We start from the raw sequence: 17073 nt of genomic DNA, 5'->3' as shown, positions 1-17073 counted from the left end.
AACTCGCCTTTCCAGCAGGCCACTTCACGCGTTGAGGACGTTTGTCAGGCGTTGTCACCCGGCGCCCGCAATCTCACCCGGTACGCGGTGTCAGGCGACGCCCGCGTTGAGGAAGATGCCGCCGTCCACGACGAGCGTCTGACCGGTGATCCAGTCGGCCTGGCGCGAGGTGAGGAACGCGGCGGCGCCGCCGATGTCCTCCGGCACGCCGAGCCGGCCGAGCGGGTAGGCCGCCGCGGCCTCGGCCTCCCGGCCCTCGTACAGGGCCTGCGCGAACTTGGTCTTCACCACCGCCGGGGCGATCGAGTTGACCCGCACCTTCGGCGCGAACTCGTGCGCGAGCTGGAGCGTGAGGTTGACCATGGCGGCCTTGCTCATGCCGTACGCGCCGATGAACGGCGAGGCCGAGACGCCCGCGACGGACGCGATGTTGACGATCGCGCCGCCGTTCTCGCTCTGCCACGCCTTCCACGTCCGCTGGGCGAAGCCGAGCGCGGAGACGACGTTGGTCTCGAAGACCTTGCGCGCCACGTTCAGGTCCAGCTCGGCGATCGGGCCGAAGACCGGGTTCGTACCGGCGTTGTTGACGAGGAAGTCGACGCGGCCGAACGCCTCCATGGTGCGCTCGACGGCGGCGGCCTGGTGCGCCTCGTCGTGGGCCTTTCCGGCGACGTAGATGGCGCGGTCGGGGCCGAGGTTCTGCACGGCCTCCTTGAGCGCGTCCTCACCGCGGCCGGTGATGCAGACGCGGTCGCCGCGCGCGATCAGGGCCTCGGCGATGCCGTAGCCGATGCCGCGGCTGGCACCGGTGACGAGCGCGACGTTGCCGGACAGCGCGGGACGTTCGGAAGAAGTCATGTCGGTCATCTTCGGGTTCCCGGTTTCAGTTGAGCGGTCCGCCGGCCACGTACATGACCTGGCCGGAGACGAAGCCGGCGGCGTCGCCGGTGAAGAAGGCGATCGCGTTGGCGATGTCCTCGGGGCGGCCCACGCGCTGCACGGGGATCTGCGTCGCGGCGGCGGCCTGGAACTCCTCGAAGCCCATGCCCACGCGCTCGGCGGTGGCCTTGGTCATCTCGGTGACGATGAAGCCGGGGGCGACCGAGTTGGCGGTGACGCCGAACTTGCCCAGCTCCTTGGCGAGGGTCTTGGTGAAGCCCTGGAGACCGGCCTTGGCGGCGGAGTAGTTGACCTGGCCGCGGTTGCCGAGCGCCGACGACGAGGAGAGGTTCACGATGCGGCCGAACTTGGCGTCCACCATGTGCGACTGGACGGCCTTCGACATCAGGAACGCGCCGCGCAGATGCACGTTCATGACCGTGTCCCAGTCGGAGGCGCTCATCTTGAACAGGAGGTTGTCGCGCAGGACGCCCGCGTTGTTCACGAGGATCGTGGGCGCGCCGAGCTCCTCGGCGATGCGTGCGACGGCCGCCTCGACCTGCGCCTCGTCGGAGACGTCGCAGCCGACGGCGAGCGCCTTGCCACCGGCGGCGGTGATCTTGTCGACGGTGTCCTTGCAGGCGGCCTCGTCGAGGTCGATCACGGCGACGGCGCGGCCCTCCTCCGCGAGGCGGATCGCGGTGGCGGCGCCGATGCCGCGCGCGGCTCCCGTGACGATCGCTACGCGCTGCTCAGTGGTGGACATGCTCTGTGGTCTCCTCGCCCTAGAGGGCGGTCGCGCCACCCGGAACAGGTGAGCGACCGCTTAGTACCCTGTGCGGCTGACGCTAGAAGCCCTGGCACCCGGTGTCAACGTACCCACCGGGTGCCCCTGATCACTCAGCGCACGATTCAGCGCACGAGGAGGGTCAGCAACCGCTCCGCCTCGGCCGCCGGATCCGCCGTCAGGCCCGTGTGCACCGGCCCCGGCCGCACCACCGTCGAGCGCGGCGCGATCAGCCAGCGGTAGCGGCGGCCCGCGTCGTCGGCGGCGGCCTGGCCCGCGCTCTCGCCGCCCCGGCAGTGCCGCTCGACGGCGTGCAGGAGGGCGCGGACGCCCGCCACGTCCGCCTCGGGGTCGAGGGCGAGCAGCCGGGCCTCGTCGAGGTGGGTCAGCGCGGTGACGAAGGACTTGGCGCGGCAGTACACGACGACACCCGCGTTGATCTGCTCGCCGCGTTCGACGCGCGGCACCACCCGCAGCAGGGCGTACTCGAAGACGTCACGCACCTCGTGCTCGCTCACTGCATGATCCAGCCGGTCGTGGGGGCGGCCCCGGCGAGGGTGGCCTCGGGCAGTTCGATCCGCTCGTGGACGGTCGCCGCGCGCTCCGCGAGGATCTCCACGTACGCGCGCCGTACGGCGTCGGGGGTGTCGAAGCCGGGTTCGTCGGCCAGCCACACCTCGGGGACGTCGGCGGCGGCCTCGGCGAGCAGGTCCTCGGTGACAAGGGGCGCGAGCTCGGCCGCGGCGGCGGCGACATCGGGGGCGAACCGGGCGAGGGCGTGGTCCGTGGCGTCGTACGGCCTGTCCGCCCAGGCGGCGGCCGTGCGCCAGTTGTGGTGCCAGATCATGGTGGCGCCGTGGTCGATGAGCCACAGGTCGCCGCGGTGGATCAGCATGTTGGGGTTGCGCCAGGACCGGTCCACGTTGTTGATCAGCGCGTCGAACCAGACGACCCGGCCCGCCTCGGCGGGGCCGACCGCGTACGCGAGCGGGTCGAAGCCGAGCGCGCGCGGCAGGAACCGCATCCCCAGGTTGGTGCCGCCGCTCGCCTTGAGCAGCTCCTGCACCTCCGGGTCCGGCTCGCCGAGCCCGAGCACCGGGTCGAGGCCGAGTGCGACCAGCTCCGGCACCCGGAAGCCGAGCCGCCGCGCGAGCTGCCCGCAGACCACCTCCGCGACGAGCGTCTTGCGGCCCTGTCCCGCGCCGGTGAACTTCATGACGTACGAGGTCAGATCATCGGCCTCGACCAGGCCGGGGAGCGATCCGCCCTCCCTCATGGGGGTGACATAGCGGGTCGCCGCGACTTCCTTGAGCATGCGCCCAGGTTAGGAGATCGGCGCGTGGTTGAACGCTCCGGGATCACCGCACGTACGGAAGAGCACCCCCACGGGATCCAGCCGCTGATCGAGAGGACCGAGAGCATGACCGATCCGAACATGTCCGCGCCGGCCTTGGGCCGGGCGCCCGCGCGTCGCACCGTCGTCGCGGCGGTCGGCGTCGTCGGGGCCGCCGCGGCGCTGACCGCGTGCGGCGGCTCGAAGAAGGACGGGTCGTCCGAGCCCGCGGGCAACGCCTCCCCGGCCAACGGCGGCGGAGGAGACAAGAGTGGAGGCGGAGGCGGACGTGAGCTGGCGAAGACCTCCGACATCCCCGAGGGCGGCGGCAAGGTCTTCGCCGACGCGGGCGTCGTGGTGACCCAGCCGACGAAGGGCCAGTTCAAGGGGTTCACCAGCACCTGTACGCATCAGGGGTGCGCGGTGACCAAGGTCGAGGGCGGCACGATCGACTGCCCCTGCCACGGCAGCAAGTTCTCCATCGAGGACGGCAGCGTCAAGAACCCGCCCGCCACCCAGCCGCTGTCCGAGAAGCAGATCAAGGTGAGCGGCGAGTCGATCAGCCTCGCCTAGGACGCTTCCAGGCGGTCAGGACCTCGCGTGTCGTCGTCACGGTCGCGACCAGGGCGAGGGTGTTGCGGACCATCGCGGCGGTGTAGTCGGCGGGCACCCCCGCGATGGCGTCCCTCGGGACGACGACGGTGTAGCCGAGGTTCACGGCGTCGAACACCGCGTTCGGTATGGCTACGTTGGCCGAGACGCCCGTGATCAGGAGCGTGCGGCAGCCGAGGTTGCGCAGCAGCGGGTCCACGTCGGTGCCCGCGATCGGTGAGAGCCCGTGCAGACGGCGGACGATCAGGTCCTCGTCGGCGACCTCGATGGGCGGCGCGATCCGCACAGCCTTCGACCCCGACAGTTGCTGGACGGGGAGGCGTTCGGCGGCGCGGAACAGGCGGGCGTTGCGGTTGGCGCCGCGGCCGTCGGGGCGCCGCTCGGCCACGGCGTGCAGCACCTGGACCCCGCTCTCGTGGGCGGCGGCGACCAGGTGTGCCACGTGGACGAGCGCGCCCGAGGTCCGTGCCGCCTCGGCCAGTTCGGGCAGGGCGCTGTCGGTGCCGACGACGCCCTGCTGGCACTCGACGGTCAGGAGCGCGGTGTACGCCGGGTCGAGCAGCTCGGCCAGATCCTCGCGCCTCGGCATGGTCCCCCCTCGTACGTCCCTCGGCTCCGGGGGCTGGAGACTAGCCACCATTGCGCGGGGACGGAAGAGGCCGCATCCTGCTTTCCTGACACCCCGTCAGCCAGACGCCGCGCACGACGCAACGGACAAGGAGCGCCATGGCCGCCACCCAGCAGCGCCGGGGACGAAAGATCATGATGACCCCGCAGGAGCTGGAGACGTTCCTCACCGAGCGGCGCACGTGCCGGGTGGCCACGGTGTCGGCGGACGGGGCGCCGCACGTCAGCCCGCTGTGGTTCGTGTGGGACGGCACGTCCTTGTGGCTGTACTCCCTCACGCGCAGCCGCCGCTGGGCCGACCTGCGGGCCGACGGACGGGTGGCCGTGGTGGTCGACGCGGGTGAGGAGTACGGGGAACTGCGCGGCGTCGAACTGTCCGGGCGCGTCGAGTTCATCGGCGAGTCACCCCGGACCGGCGAGCCGTGCCCCGCACTCGACAGGCCCGAGGAGTTGTTCGCCCGCAAGAACTTCGGGATGCCCGAGATGTTCCACGACGGCCGTCACGCCTGGGCCCGCCTCACCCCGGACAAGATCACGTCCTGGGACTTCCGCAAGCTGGCGGATCTGTAGGGGCGGGTCGCATGGGCGGGTCGTAGGGGCGCGCTCAGCCGCGCTCCGCCGACCCGCCCAGGTCCGCGCCCACCTTGCCCAGCGCCTCCACCGCCGCCCTGATCGAGGGGCGGCGGTCGGCGTCCGCGCGCCAGACCACGTAGACATGACGGCGGACCTGATGGCGGACCGGGACCGTGACCACGCCCGGCGGGATCGGCCAGCGACCGAGCAGCGGGGCCACGCAGACGCCCAACCCTGCCGCGACGAGCGCGAGTTGCGTGTGCGTCTCGGCGGCGACATGGCCGATGCGGGGTTCGACACCGCCCGCGCGGAGCGTGAACAGCAGCCACTCGTGGCAGAACTCGCCCTCGCCCCAGGTGATCCACTCGTCGTCGGCGAAGTCCTCGAGGCGGACCTCGTCACGGTCGGCGAGCGGATGCCCCGCGGGCATCGCGATGTCCACCGGGTCGTCCAGGACGCTCGCCTTGACCAGCCCGTCGGGCAGCGGCATCGGCTTGTTGTGCCAGTCGAGCACGACGGCCAGGTCGAGATCGCCGCGGATCACCCCGGCGACACCGGCCTCCGGCTCCAGCTCGCGCGAGCGCACGCGCAGTTGCGGGTGGGCGGAGCGCAGCGCGGCGAGCGCGGCCGGGAAGAGGCCGCGCGCGGCGGTCGGGAATGCGGAGAGCCGCAGCTCGCCCACGACCTGCCCGCGCTGCGCCTCCAGATCGGACTGGGCCAGCTCGACCTGGGAGAGGATCCGCCCGGAGTGCTCGGCGAGCAGGCGCCCCGCGTCCGTGAGGCGTACGCCGCGCCCGTGCTTGGCGAGGAGCTGCTGGCCCACCTCGCGCTCCAGCTTCGTCATCTGCTGCGAGACGGCGGACGTCGTGACGTGCAGCGCGTCGGCGGCGCCGCTGACCGAGCCGTGCCGGGCCAGGGCGTCGAGGACGCGCAGCCGCTCCAGGTTCAACATGGTGGCGATGCTATAGGTAAGCGCTGCTAATGAATACCGCGCAAACAATCTCGCTTGTGCTACGAGGACGGCGGGCGCGATCCTTGCGTCCATGAGCACCGTCACCCCTGCGAGCGCCACCCCCGCCGCCCCTGCCACCCCTGTCACCACCCCGTCGGCCGTCCCGCCGCGCCGCGCGCTCGACTGGCGCGTCCGGTTCGGCGTGCTGTCCTCGATCTGGGGCTTCAGCTTTCTGCTCATCAAGGTGGGCACGCAGGGGTACGCCCCGTTCCAGGTGACGTTCGGGCGCCTGTTCTTCGGCACGCTCGTGCTGGTCGCGGCGATGGCGGTGAAGCGGGAGCGGCTGCCGCGCGGCGCCCGCACCTGGGGCCACCTGGCGGTCGCGGCGTTCTTCCTCAACGCGCTGCCGTTCTCCCTGTTCGCGTTCGCCGAGGAGACGATCCCCTCGACGCTCGCCGGAATCTGCAACGCCACGTCCCCGCTGTGGGGCATGGCCCTCTCCCTGGTCGCGCTGTCGGAGGACCGGCCGACGCGGCGCCGGGTGGCGGGGCTCGGTCTGGGCTTCCTCGGCGTGCTGACGGTCCTGGGCGTCTGGCAGGGCTTCCACGGCCTGGACGTGACGGGCACGGCGATGGCGCTGCTCGCCTCGCTCAGCTACCCGGTCGGCTGGATCTACGTCCGCCGCACGCTCGCGCACACGGGCCACTCCCATCTGTCGATGACCGGCGCCCAGCTCCTGCTCGCCACCGTGCAACTGGCCGTCGTGACCCCGCTGTTCACGTCCTGGCCGCACAGCCTCCCGGTGGTCCCGCTCCTCGCGATCCTCGCCCTGGGCGCCTTCGGCACGGGCATCGCGGTCCTCATCCAGTACGGCCTGGTCGCCGAGGTCGGCCCGACGACGGCGCAGATGGTCACGTACTTCGTCCCGGTGATCGCCACGGCGGCGGGCGTCGCGGTCCTCGGCGAATCCCTGGCCTGGTCGACCCCGGCGGGCGCGGCGGTCATCCTGGCGGGCGCGGCCCTGACCCAGCCCCGCACCCGGAACCGCCGCGACCGCCCTCAGGCGTAGGACCGCACCGGCCCCGCCCCCACCGCCCCCGCCACGACCTCCGCCACCGCCTGGATCTCCTCGGGGCGCAGGCGGCTGACCGTGAGGCGGATGGCGGGTGGGGCCGTCAGGCGGAAGCGGGCGCCGGGGGCCACCGCCCAGCCCGCGTGGAGGAGGCGGGCGACCGCGCCGGTCTCGTCGGGGACCGGGATCCAGACGTTCATGCCGCTGCGCCCGTGCGCGGCGACGCCACGCTCGGCCAGGGCGGCGATCAGGGCGTCGCGCCGCTCGCCGTACGACGCGGCGACGGCCCGCGCGTCCCCGGCGCCGCTCGCCCACAGCCCGGCCACCGCCCGCTGCACGAGGCGGCTGACCCAGCCGGGGCCGAGCCGCTGGCGGCCCCGCACCCGGTCGAGGGTGACGGCGTCACCGGTGAGCACCGCGAGCCGCAGGTCCGGGCCGTAGGCCTTGGCGACGGAGCGGACGAACGCCCAGTGCCGGACGGCCCCGGCCAGTGGGTGCAGCGGCAGGTCGACGATCCCGTGCCCGTGGTCGTCCTCGATGAGCAGCACGTCCGGGTGCGCGGCGAGGACCGTGCGCAGCTCGGCCGCGCGCGCCGCGCTCACGGCCGCGCCGGTCGGGTTCTGCGCGCGGTCGGTGACCACGAGCGCCCGGGCGCCCTCGCGCAGCGCCCGTTCGACACCGGCGGGCAGCGGCCCGTCGTCGTCGACGCCGACCGGGACGAGCCGCAGGCCGAGGGCGGGGACGAGATCCAGCATGCTGCCCCAGCCGGGGTCCTCGACGGCGACCGCGTCCCCGGGCCTGAGGTGCGCGGTCAGCACCCGTTCGATCGCGTCGAGCGACCCGGACGCGACGGCCACCGGCCCGCCGGGCACCCCGTCGCGGTCGAGGTCGGCCCGTGCGCGGCGCGCCAGTTCGGGCTCCAGGGGCTCGTCCCCGTACAGGACGGGCCGCGCGTCCGCGACGGTGGCCGCCGCCGTGAACGCCTCGGCCAGCGACGGCAGCAGCGCCGTGTCGGGGTTGCCGTCGGACACGTCCCGTACGCCGGGCGGCACGTCCACCCGGATCTGCTCGCGCGCGGTCGTGGCGGGCTTCGGGCGTACGCGGCTGCCGCGCCGGCCCGCCGTCTCGATGACCCCGCGCTCGCGCAGGGTGCGGTAGGCGGCCGCGACCGTGTTCGGGTTCACGTCGAGCCGCTGGGCCAACTCGCGCATGGGCGGCAGCAGTTGGCCCGGCGCGAGCGCGCCGTCGGCCACCGCGCGCTCCACGCTCGCCGAGATCTCGGCGGCACGCCGCCCCCTGATCGGATACTCTCCTAGCACAAAGAACAGTTTGCACTAGTGCAATGGAGTCCGCAACATGAGCGCCGCCCCCGAATCGTCAGCCGCCCCCTCACCCACCGGGTCCGTCTACGCACCGACGGAGCGCACGGTCCCGACCCGCTCCAAGGAGCGCGCCGCCTACGACCGCTCCCTGGTGCACGCGATACTCGACGAGGCCTACGTCTGCCACCTCGGCTTCGTCCGCGACGGCACCCCGGTCGTGCTCCCGACGCTGTACGGCCGGGTCGGCGAACGCCTCTACGTGCACGGCTCCACCGGTTCGCGCCCCCTGCGCATGGCCGGACAGCACGATCCGGGCCTGCCGGTCTGCCTGACGGTGACCCACGTGGACGGCCTGGTCCTCGCCCGCTCCGCCTTCCACCACTCCATCAACTACCGATCCGTCGTGGTTCACGGCGTCGCGCACCAGGTCACCGACCCGGAGGAGAAGCGGCGCGCTCTCGACGCGCTGGTCGACCACGTCGTGCCGGGCCGCACCGCCGACTCCCGTCCGGCGAACGCCAAGGAGCTGGCCGCGACCGCCGTCCTCGCCCTCGACCTGGCCGAGGTCTCCGCGAAGGTCCGCACCGGCGGCCCGAACGACGAGCCGGAGGACCTGGACCTGCCGCACTGGGCGGGCGTCGTCCCGCTGACCCGGGGCCACGGCCCGCTCGTCCCGGCCGACGATCTCGCCGAGGGCATAGAGGTCCCCGCGTACCTGCGGGAGCTGTGATGCTGATCCACCCCTGGGACGCGGCCCGCTCCACCGCCGAGTGGCAGCGGTGGCTCGCCGCCCGCGACTTCGGTCAGCTCGCGGTCAACGGACTCGCGGGCGAGCCGCCCTTCGTGCAGCCGATGCACTTCGCCTACGACCCGTCGGCGGGCGGCGCGTTCGGCGAGGCCGTCGCCCATCTGGCCCGCCCGAACCCGCTGTGGCCCGCGCTGGAGGCGAATCCGCACGTCGTCCTCAGCGTCGTCGACGACTACGCGTTCGTGCCCGGCCCGTGGCAGGCGCTGCCCGGCGCCCCCGCCGAGCACGGGACGCCGACCAGCGTCTACACCGCCGTCCAGCTGCACTGCACCGCCCACGTCGTGGACGACCCCGAGGAGAAGGCCGTCCTGCTCAACCGGCAGGTGGGCCACTTCCAGCCGCCCGGTCTCTCCACGTCGGTGGCGGTGGGCGAGGTGCCATACGGGCGGATGCTCGCCGGGATCCGTGGGCTGCGGCTCGACGTGACCGACGTACGGGCGAAGTTCAAGTACGCCGGGCACAAGTCGGAGGAGGTCCAGGACCGGATCGCGGCCGGGCTCGCGGACCGGGGCGCCCCCGGCGACGCCGCCGCGCTGGCGGGGCAGCGGCGACGGCGCCAGGAGGCGTGACCCGCTACGTCGTGGAGCGCGCCTCCGCCATCGCGAGCCCGACCACCGCGGCCAGCATCAGCGCGGTCCCCGCGACGGTGGCCGCGGTCAGCCGCTCGCCGAGGAGGGTGACGGCGATGAGCGCCGCCGCGACCGGTTCGAGCAGCATGATCACGGACACCGTGGCGGACCGTACGACGGCCGCGCCCGCGAAGTACAGGGCGTAGGCGAGCGCCGTCGGCACGGACGCGGTGTACGCGAGGAGCGCCAGCACCTCCAGCGGCCGGGCCGTGTGCGGGACCAGGCCCTCGGCCGCGCCGAGCGGCAGCAGCGCGAGCGAGGCGACGGCGAACGTGGCCACGGTCGTGCCGAGCTGGTCACCCGCACGGCCCGACCGGCCGAACCACCGGGTGAGCAGCGTCATCACGGCGTACCCGGCGGCCGAGGCCAGCGCCCACAGCACACCCAGCGGGCGTACGGTCGCGCCGCCGCCGGCCAGGACGAGCACCGCGAGGCCGCCGAGCGCGCCCGCGACGGCGACCATCCCGCCGCGCCCGAGCCGCTCCCCCAGGGTCAGGCGGGCGCCGAGCGCGATGAGCACCGGGCCCGCGCCGAGCGTGACGACGGTGGCGACGGCGAGGCCCGCCACGCCCACGGCGGCGAAGTAGGCGGTCTGGAACACGGTCAGGCACAGCCCGAGCACGACATACCGGACCAGCCTGCGGCCGAGCGACTCCCCAGTCGGCGCGGGCGTGGACCCGCGCCGCAGCACCCGGGCGGCCACGAGCAGGAGGAGCCCTCCGGCGCACCGCCAGAACGACAGGGCGGCGGGCCCGAGGTCGCTCTGCCGGAACACGACGGAGGCGGCGCCGCCCGCGGTGCCCCAGGCGACACCGGCGACGACGAGGTACGACAAGCCGCGCCCGACGGACAGTCGGCGCGCGGAACGGATTTCGGAAGACGGCACGGCTGAACCGGCCGGAACGACATGCGACACGTGGATCTCCACGGAAGGGGCCCCGCCGCGGCGAGGCCCGGGGACACGGACCGTCCTGCGCGGACGGCCACGAGACCCGGGCCGCCCGCGAACGGGCCCGTCGGGCGGGCCCCTCCGGACCCGGCACGGCCACGATCGCGGCCGACGGTCCAGGAGGGGTCGACGCCCGCCCGGAGCACCCGTCCCGGCAGGTCGGCAGCACCGTGCGGACCGGCACCGAGGGGTGCCGGTCGCGTCTCACGGCGGCGGATCACCGAACGTGAAGCCCCGGGCCGGACCGGCCTGAACAACGGCCGGTCAGACGGGCCCTAGGCCCCCGGAGGCGGCAGGAGGAGTGCGTGTCGATGCATGATCGGCACCCTAGACCGCGCCGCCCGTGCGGGACAACGAGGTTTCCGCCCGGTCGGCCGCGGCCTGCTCCGGCGCGGGCTCCGCGGGCTTGGAGGACTGCGCGATGAACGCCCCGACCAGGACCACCGCGCCGCCGAACAGCTGCGGTGCCGACAGGTGTTCGCCGAGCAGGACCCAGGCGAGGACGGTCGCGATGACCGCCTCCAGGCACGCCACGACCCCGGCCACCTGCGGCGAGAGCCGCCGTACGGAGACCACACCGGTGACGTACGCGACGACGGTGGCGAGCAGCACGATCCAGCACAGCAGCAGCCAGGCCGGGACGGCGGTGCCGTTCATCGTGGCCTCGCCCGCGAGCACCGGCCAGTCCATGGACCAGGGCCGGGCGACGGCGGTGAGCACGAGCGCGCCGACGAGGAGCCCGTACGCGATGACGCCGAACGGATCGGGCACCTCACCGCCGGAGGCGCCCGCGTCGCTGCCCTGGTCGGACAGGACGAAGTAGCCCACCTGGCAGCAGGCGGCGGCCAGCGCGAGGAGCAGTCCGAGCACGTCGAAGCTCAGGCCCGCCCACACCTCCACCACGCACGCGAGTCCGCCGACCGCGAGGACGACGCCGAGCGCGGCGGCGCGGGTCACCGGCTTGCGCTGCACGAAGCGGACCCAGCCGAGGACGAGCGCGGGCGCCAGGTACTCGATGAGCAGGGCCACGCCGACCGGGATGCGGGAGATCGCCGCGAAGTAGCAGGCTTGGACACCGGCGACGGCGAGCAGTCCGAACCCGAGGAGCAGCAGGGGCCGTTGCCGTACCAGGGCGCGGTGGCGCCAGGCGACGGGCAGCATGACGAGCGCGGCGCCCGCGACCCGCAGCCACACCACGGACAGGGGATCGAGCCCCGCCTCGATCAGCGGTTTCGCCGCGACGCCCGAACCGCCGAACGCCAGCGCGGAGACCAGCGCGAGCCCGAGGCCGAAGCCGCGTCCGCCGGTCGCCTGACTCTCCTGAGACCCCTTTGACCCATGCACCGGCACATCATGACAGGGCGGGTCAGTACCGTCATCCCCGTTGACGCCTGTCTCACTGGACGGACGAGGGAAGATCCCGGTGACGTGGTCCGGGCGGGGTCAGCCGAGCCGCTGCCGCAGTCGCGCCACGTCCACGCCCGCGCGGCCGAGCACCTCCACCGCCCGGCACTCGGTGTCCGCCGCGAGCGCCGCCAGGACGTCCACGCCGCGCGCCCGCTCCTCCCCACGGGAAGAGGCCCGCCCGGTGCCCGCCTCCATCGCGGCGGCGGCGGGCGGCGACCAGTCGGTGGCTCCTCCGACGACGACGGGTACGGCACCGGAGTCCTCGGCGGCGCCCTGCCACCGCAGTCCGTAGCCGATGCTGCGCTGCACCAGGTAGCCGAGGAGCCGGGCGACCTGTCCCTTGTCGTCGAAGGCCGCGCGCACGTCGGGGTCGGTCTCGAGGAGGGAGTGGAGCAGATGGGCCGTGTCGATCTGCCGGTCGCCGTCCCGCAGCGCACGCCGCCGGGCGCCCGCGACCACCAGGGCCAGCTCGTCACTGAGCGGGGCGGCGGGGGCGTTCGGCGGGGGAAGACTCTGCACGTACCCCACCCCATCAGCCCGGATGCACAGGAACATCCCCGGCGAGGAGCATCTTCGCGTCCGACACAAGGTGGGCATACGGGCCCGGCACCTCCTCCTCAGGGAGGAGGCCGGGGTGAGACCGACCGAGCCCCGCTCCGCCGGACTCCGTACGCGAAGAGGCGCCCCGTGCGTGGTGCACGGGGCGCCTCTCGCGCGCTCTGTCTCCTGGTGGCCGGCCCCGCACGGGGCTCAGTCCTCGTCGGCGAGGATCAGGTACAGCTTCTTGCGCGCCTCGTTGATGACGGAGAGCGCCTTCTCGCGCTGTCCCTTGCTGCCGGTCTTCCAGACCTGGCCGAACGCCTCCATCAGGCCGAAGCCGGCCTGCCGGATCTCGTTCATGGCGTCCCAGTCGACGCCGCGGCCGGCCTCCTCCCAGGGGGCCTCGGGGCCGCCCTCGGCGGCGGCGCGGCCCTCCTCGGTGAGCGAGAACAGCTTCTTGCCGCCCTCGCTGGCGCTGGCGATCAGGCCCTCGTCCTCGAGCAACTGGAGCGTCGGGTAGACGGAGCCCGGGCTGGGCTTCCACGCGCCGCCGCTGCGCTCGGCGATCTCCTGGATCATCTCGTAGCCGTGCATCGGGCGGTCCTTGAGCAGGGCCAGGATCGAGGCGCGCACGTCACCGCGGCGCGCTCGCCCCCGGGGTCCGCCGCCGCGTCCGCCGCGGCCGCCCCAGGGCCCCGGCCCGAAGCCGGGCCCGAAGGGCCCGAACGCCGCGCGCCGGCCCTCGAAGCCGCCGCGTTCGAAGCCTCCCCGGCCTTCGTGGCCGGGTCCGCAGTGTCCATGTCCATGGTCGTGTCCGTGGTTACGCATGGGAATCAGTCCTTTCGTCACTGATCGTGGGTTTCGATGAACGCGATCATTGATCGATCGCGATGTCTCAACGATATATCGGAAGCAGTCGCCTGGCAACACCCCTCCGACAAGAAAGAAGGGCCAGGCGGACCGGATTGGCCTTGGTCCGGGCGCGCCGGGACCGGCTAGCGTCCGCCACATGCGTATTCGTGTCGTCGACGCCTTCACCGACCGCCCCTTCGCCGGCAACCCGGCCGGCGTCATGCTCCTCGACGCCTTCCCGGACGACGCCTGGCTGCAGAACGTCGCCATCGAGGTCAACCACGCCGAGACCGCCTTCGCGCACCCCCTGCCGGAGGGCGGCGACGCGGACTGGGCCCTGCGCTGGTTCACCCCCGGCACCGAGGTCGACATGTGCGGGCACGCCACGCTCGCCACCGCGCACGTCCTGCACTCGACGGGGGTCACCAGTGGCCCGGTCCGGTTCGCCACGCGCAGCGGCGTCCTCGTCGCGACACCGCGGGACGACGGCTCGTACGTCCTCGACTTTCCGACGGCCCCGCTCACCGAGGAGCCCGCGCCGGACGGGCTCGCCGACGCGCTCGGCGCGGAGCCGCTCTCCGTGCACGACACCGGACGTCTCGTCGGGGACCTCGTCGTCGAACTGGCCGACGAGAAGACGGTCCGGGCGCTCGCGCCCGACCTCAAGGCGCTCGTCGGGCTCTCCGAGCGCGGCATCATCGCGACGGCCCGCGCCGAGGACCCCGCCCAGGGCTACGACTTCGTCTCGCGCTGCTTCTTCCCCGGCGTCGGCATCGACGAGGACCCGGTGACCGGCAGCGCGCACACGGCGCTCGCCCCGTTCTGGGCGCAGCGCCTGGGCCGCACGGTCCTCACCGGTCTCCAGGCGTCCGCGCGCACCGGCCTGGTCCGCGTCGACCTGCGCGGCGCGCGCACACTGCTCGGCGGCCGCGCCGTCACCACGATCGAGGGCGAACTGAACGCCTGAGCGTCAGGCGGTGGGCAGCCAGTCCACCTTGCCCGCGAGCAGCGCGTATCCGACGAACGCGCCGATGTCCAGCAGGGAGTGGGCCACGACCAGTGGCCCGACCCGCCCCCACCGCCGGTACAGATAGGCGAAGACGACGCCCATCGCCAGGTTCCCGAAGAAGCCGCCGATGCCCTGGTACAGGTGGTAGGAGCCGCGCAGCACGGACGACGCGACCAGTGCCGTCCCGGGCGTCCACCCCAACTGCCCGAGCCTGCGCAGCAGATATCCGACGACGATGACCTCCTCCAGGACGGCGTTCTGCACCGCCGAGAGGATCAGCACGGGGTACTTCCACCACACGTCGGGCAGCGCCTCCGGCACCACCGTGAGGTTGAAGCCGAGGCCGCGCGCGGCGAGGTAGAAGGCGATGCCGGTGCTGCCGATGACGGCGGCGACGGCTGCGCCGCGCACCCCGTCGAACCACGGCCGCGTCCGGTCGAAGCCGATGGTGCGCAGGCTCCCGCCCTCCCTCAGCAGGAAGTGCGCGACGAGCGCGACGGGCACCAGCGCGCTCGCGATCCCGAACAACTGCCACGCGAGATCGAGCCACGGCCTGCCGGGCGCGGCCGAGGCGTTGAGCGTGGCCGCCTGGTCCTTGAGGCCGCCCGGCTTGGTCACCGAGCCCACGAAACTGATCAGCGCGGACACTCCGCTCGCGCCGAGCGAGAGACCCAGGACGAGCAGTGTCTCGTCCCGCAAGAATCGTCGCGAAAGTCCCCCGTCGGGAAGAGATTCCGTCACTGTCCCCGCCTCCACCTGCACACCTGCCTTACTTGGGTAATCCCGCCGCATCCCCCACGCCGCCCCGCTAGGGTCTCGAATGCAGGTACGAAGATCGCGCGCGACAGGCCGAGGGGGCGGACACCGCTGTGCGGCGCACCTCTCCCCTGGCCTGCTCCACCGCTTATATCGCAACTGCCGATACGGCTCAGGGAGGGGCACCACCGTCATGGGACGTCACAGCAGCATGCCCGACGCACACGGGTCGGCCGCGGCCGACCCGCGCCCGCGCCCGCGGGGCCGTTCGGTGGCCGTCGCGACGGCCCTGGTCCTCGCTGTCGCGGCCGGTACGGCGTTCGCGGTCCGCAGCGACCTCCTTGACCTCGGTGACGCGTGCGGCAGGACGGTCCACCTCGACGTCGTCGCCTCCCCGGACGTGGCGCCCGCCCTGCGGACCACCGCCGACCGGGCCCGCGAGCGGAACGTCACCTCGGACGGCAGTTGCCTCGACGTCACCGTCACCCCGCGCGACGCCTACAAGGTGGCCGACGCCCTGCGCGCGGGCAAGGGCGCGCCGGATTTCCAGGTGTGGGTGCCGGACGCGGACCTGTGGGTGCGGCGCGTCGAGCGGACCGCGAGGGCGACGCGGGTCAGCGTGGCCGGCAACATCGCCACGTCCCCGATCGGCGTCGCCATGGCGCCCGCGGCGGCGAAAGGATTCGGCTGGCCGGGGAGGACGTACACGTGGACACAGTTGACGGGCGCCGCGACGGCCGACGACAAGGTGCGCCTCGGCGCCGCCGACCCGGCCCGCAGCTCCACGGGGCTGCTCGCGCTCACCAAGCTGGCGGGCGCCGCGCGGGGATCGGGGGACGGCGACACCCGGGCCGCCGCCCTGGCGAAGATCCTGTCGCGGCGCACGTCCGACAGCGACGCCCAGTTGATGGAGACCGTGGCCCGCCCCGGCTCCGGCACCGAGGAGGGCGACCCGCGCCGCAACCAGGCGGTGATCCTCTCCGAACAGGCGGCCTTCGCGCACAACGCCGAGGCGGGCGCCGGCGCCTCCCTCGACCTCTTCTACCCGAAGGACGGCTCGCCCGAGCTGAACTACCCGTTCACACTGGTCGGCGAAGACTCCCTGACGACCGAGCAGAGCCGCGCCGCCGTCCGCTTCATGACGCTGCTCGGCGCCCCCGACGGCCGCGCGGCCCTGGCGAAGGAGGGCTTCCGCACCGACGGCGGCAGCTCACCGGACGCGGTCGCCTCCCGGGCGGGCGCCCGCTCCCCGCAGCCGTACGCGGAGCCCACCTCGCGCCCGCCCACCGACGAGGAGATCGAGAAGACCCTCGGCATGTGGACGATCACCGTGCAGAGCGCCCGGATCACCACGGTCGTGGACGCCTCGGGGTCGATGGCGAACCCGGTGCCGGGCCGCGGCCAGTCCCGCATGGAGGTCACGAAGGCGTCCATGCTGGCCGCCTTGTCGACGTTCACGCCCGAGGACGAGATCGGCCTGTGGGAGTTCTCCACGCTGCTCGACGGCGCCCGCGACTACAAGAAGCTGGTCCCCACCGAGCGGCTCGGCGACCGCAAGGGCTCCGGCACCCAGCGAGACCGGCTCTCCGCCGCCTTCACCTCCCTGCGGCCCGTCGCGGGCGGCGCGACGGGCCTGTACGACACGACGCTCGCCGCCTACAAGGAGGCGACGGCGTCGTACCGCAGCGGCAAGTTCAACGCCGTCGTCCTGGTCACCGACGGCGTCAACGAGGACCCCGGCTCGATGTCCCGCTCCACCCTCCTCAAGCGCCTCGAAATCCTCACCGACCCCGAGCGCCCGGTGCCCCTCATCGCCATCGCGGTCGGCCCGGACACCGACAAGGACGAGGTCGAGCAGATCGCCGAGGTCACCGGCGGCTCGGGGCACCAGGTCAGCGACCCCGCCGACATCCAGCAGGTCATCCTCAGGGCCATCGTCGAGGCGGGCGCCAAGAGCGGCTGAGCC

At 73.4% G+C, this 17073-nt stretch carries 19 protein-coding genes; 7 read left to right on the top strand and 12 right to left on the bottom strand.

Going from position 1 to position 17073, the window contains the following annotated elements:
- Window positions 1-90: 90 nt before the first annotated feature.
- From ABZ877_RS02410 to ABZ877_RS02395, 4 genes are all read right to left on the bottom strand, one after another.
- Complete coding sequence (locus ABZ877_RS02410) at window positions 91-858, bottom strand: SDR family oxidoreductase (RefSeq protein WP_361063002.1); 768 nt, start codon at window positions 856-858, stop codon at window positions 91-93.
- Between the two features lie 25 nt (window positions 859-883).
- Window positions 884-1645, bottom strand: a complete 762-nt coding sequence (fabG, locus tag ABZ877_RS02405) for a 3-oxoacyl-ACP reductase FabG (RefSeq protein WP_361062999.1) — start codon at window positions 1643-1645, stop codon at window positions 884-886.
- Between the two features lie 146 nt (window positions 1646-1791).
- Entirely contained in the window at window positions 1792-2184 is a 393-nt protein-coding gene (locus tag ABZ877_RS02400; RefSeq protein ID WP_361062995.1) for a DUF3037 domain-containing protein, read from the bottom strand.
- Complete coding sequence (locus tag ABZ877_RS02395; RefSeq protein WP_361062992.1) at window positions 2181-2981, bottom strand: HipA family kinase; 801 nt, start codon at window positions 2979-2981, stop codon at window positions 2181-2183. The genes ABZ877_RS02400 and ABZ877_RS02395 overlap by 4 nt, the downstream gene beginning before the upstream one ends.
- Before the next feature lie 105 nt (window positions 2982-3086).
- Here ABZ877_RS02395 and ABZ877_RS02390 point away from each other — a divergent pair, with 105 nt between their 5' ends.
- Window positions 3087-3572, top strand: a complete 486-nt coding sequence (locus tag ABZ877_RS02390) for a Rieske (2Fe-2S) protein (RefSeq protein ID WP_361062989.1) — start codon at window positions 3087-3089, stop codon at window positions 3570-3572.
- Here the strand turns inward: ABZ877_RS02390 and ABZ877_RS02385 are convergent.
- On the bottom strand, window positions 3559-4200 hold the full coding sequence (locus ABZ877_RS02385) for a cysteine hydrolase (protein WP_361062987.1): 642 nt from the start codon (window positions 4198-4200) through the stop codon (window positions 3559-3561). The genes ABZ877_RS02390 and ABZ877_RS02385 overlap by 14 nt on opposite strands.
- Window positions 4201-4337: 137 nt before the next feature.
- On the opposite strand from ABZ877_RS02385, the gene ABZ877_RS02380 reads away from it, so the two are divergent.
- A complete protein-coding gene (locus ABZ877_RS02380; protein WP_361062984.1) occupies window positions 4338-4808 on the top strand; it encodes a pyridoxamine 5'-phosphate oxidase family protein in 471 nt (156 codons plus the stop codon).
- 34 nt (window positions 4809-4842) lie between these two features.
- Here ABZ877_RS02380 and ABZ877_RS02375 read toward each other — a convergent pair whose 3' ends face one another.
- A complete protein-coding gene (locus ABZ877_RS02375; protein WP_361062982.1) occupies window positions 4843-5763 on the bottom strand; it encodes a LysR family transcriptional regulator in 921 nt (306 codons plus the stop codon).
- 91 nt (window positions 5764-5854) lie between these two features.
- Here ABZ877_RS02375 and ABZ877_RS02370 point away from each other — a divergent pair, with 91 nt between their 5' ends.
- Window positions 5855-6832, top strand: a complete 978-nt coding sequence (locus ABZ877_RS02370; RefSeq protein WP_361062979.1) for a DMT family transporter — start codon at window positions 5855-5857, stop codon at window positions 6830-6832.
- On the opposite strand, the gene ABZ877_RS02365 is transcribed toward ABZ877_RS02370, so the two are convergent.
- On the bottom strand, window positions 6823-8154 hold the full coding sequence (locus ABZ877_RS02365; RefSeq protein WP_361062976.1) for an aminotransferase class I/II-fold pyridoxal phosphate-dependent enzyme: 1332 nt from the start codon (window positions 8152-8154) through the stop codon (window positions 6823-6825). The genes ABZ877_RS02370 and ABZ877_RS02365 overlap by 10 nt on opposite strands.
- A gap of 37 nt (window positions 8155-8191) precedes the next feature.
- Between ABZ877_RS02365 and ABZ877_RS02360 the strand changes: the two genes are divergently transcribed.
- Both ABZ877_RS02360 and ABZ877_RS02355 read left to right on the top strand, forming a co-directional pair.
- Complete coding sequence (locus tag ABZ877_RS02360) at window positions 8192-8887, top strand: pyridoxamine 5'-phosphate oxidase family protein (RefSeq protein WP_361062974.1); 696 nt, start codon at window positions 8192-8194, stop codon at window positions 8885-8887.
- Window positions 8887-9534: an FMN-binding negative transcriptional regulator gene (locus ABZ877_RS02355; RefSeq protein WP_361062971.1), complete on the top strand. Its 648-nt coding sequence runs from the start codon at window positions 8887-8889 to the stop codon at window positions 9532-9534. The genes ABZ877_RS02360 and ABZ877_RS02355 overlap by 1 nt, the downstream gene beginning before the upstream one ends.
- 4 nt (window positions 9535-9538) lie before the next feature.
- Here ABZ877_RS02355 and ABZ877_RS02350 read toward each other — a convergent pair whose 3' ends face one another.
- From ABZ877_RS02350 to ABZ877_RS02335, 4 genes are all read right to left on the bottom strand, one after another.
- Window positions 9539-10480, bottom strand: coding sequence for an EamA family transporter (locus tag ABZ877_RS02350; RefSeq protein WP_361062968.1), 942 nt, complete (start codon window positions 10478-10480; stop codon window positions 9539-9541).
- A 390-nt stretch (window positions 10481-10870) separates the two neighbouring features.
- A complete protein-coding gene (locus ABZ877_RS02345; protein WP_361062966.1) occupies window positions 10871-11893 on the bottom strand; it encodes an EamA family transporter in 1023 nt (340 codons plus the stop codon).
- A 93-nt stretch (window positions 11894-11986) separates the two neighbouring features.
- A complete protein-coding gene (locus tag ABZ877_RS02340; protein ID WP_361062963.1) occupies window positions 11987-12469 on the bottom strand; it encodes a Clp protease N-terminal domain-containing protein in 483 nt (160 codons plus the stop codon).
- 231 nt (window positions 12470-12700) lie between these two features.
- Window positions 12701-13318, bottom strand: a complete 618-nt coding sequence (locus ABZ877_RS02335) for a helix-turn-helix transcriptional regulator (RefSeq protein WP_361062960.1) — start codon at window positions 13316-13318, stop codon at window positions 12701-12703.
- Between the two features lie 181 nt (window positions 13319-13499).
- Here ABZ877_RS02335 and ABZ877_RS02330 point away from each other — a divergent pair, with 181 nt between their 5' ends.
- A complete protein-coding gene (locus tag ABZ877_RS02330; RefSeq protein WP_361062957.1) occupies window positions 13500-14309 on the top strand; it encodes a PhzF family phenazine biosynthesis protein in 810 nt (269 codons plus the stop codon).
- Window positions 14310-14312: 3 nt separating this feature from the next.
- On the opposite strand, the gene ABZ877_RS02325 is transcribed toward ABZ877_RS02330, so the two are convergent.
- Entirely contained in the window at window positions 14313-15113 is an 801-nt protein-coding gene (locus tag ABZ877_RS02325) for a type II CAAX endopeptidase family protein (RefSeq protein ID WP_361062953.1), read from the bottom strand.
- Window positions 15114-15300: 187 nt separating this feature from the next.
- Here ABZ877_RS02325 and ABZ877_RS02320 point away from each other — a divergent pair, with 187 nt between their 5' ends.
- The gene (locus ABZ877_RS02320; protein ID WP_361062950.1) at window positions 15301-17070 is read left to right on the top strand and encodes a substrate-binding domain-containing protein; all 1770 of its coding nucleotides are present in this window, start codon (window positions 15301-15303) and stop codon (window positions 17068-17070) included.
- Window positions 17071-17073 lie beyond the last annotated feature (3 nt).

The organism is Streptomyces sp. NPDC046939 (assembly GCF_040644575.1).
In the GTDB taxonomy this organism is placed as follows: Bacteria; Actinomycetota; Actinomycetes; order Streptomycetales; family Streptomycetaceae; genus Streptomyces.
This window is presented reverse-complemented; position numbering and strand designations above follow the sequence as displayed.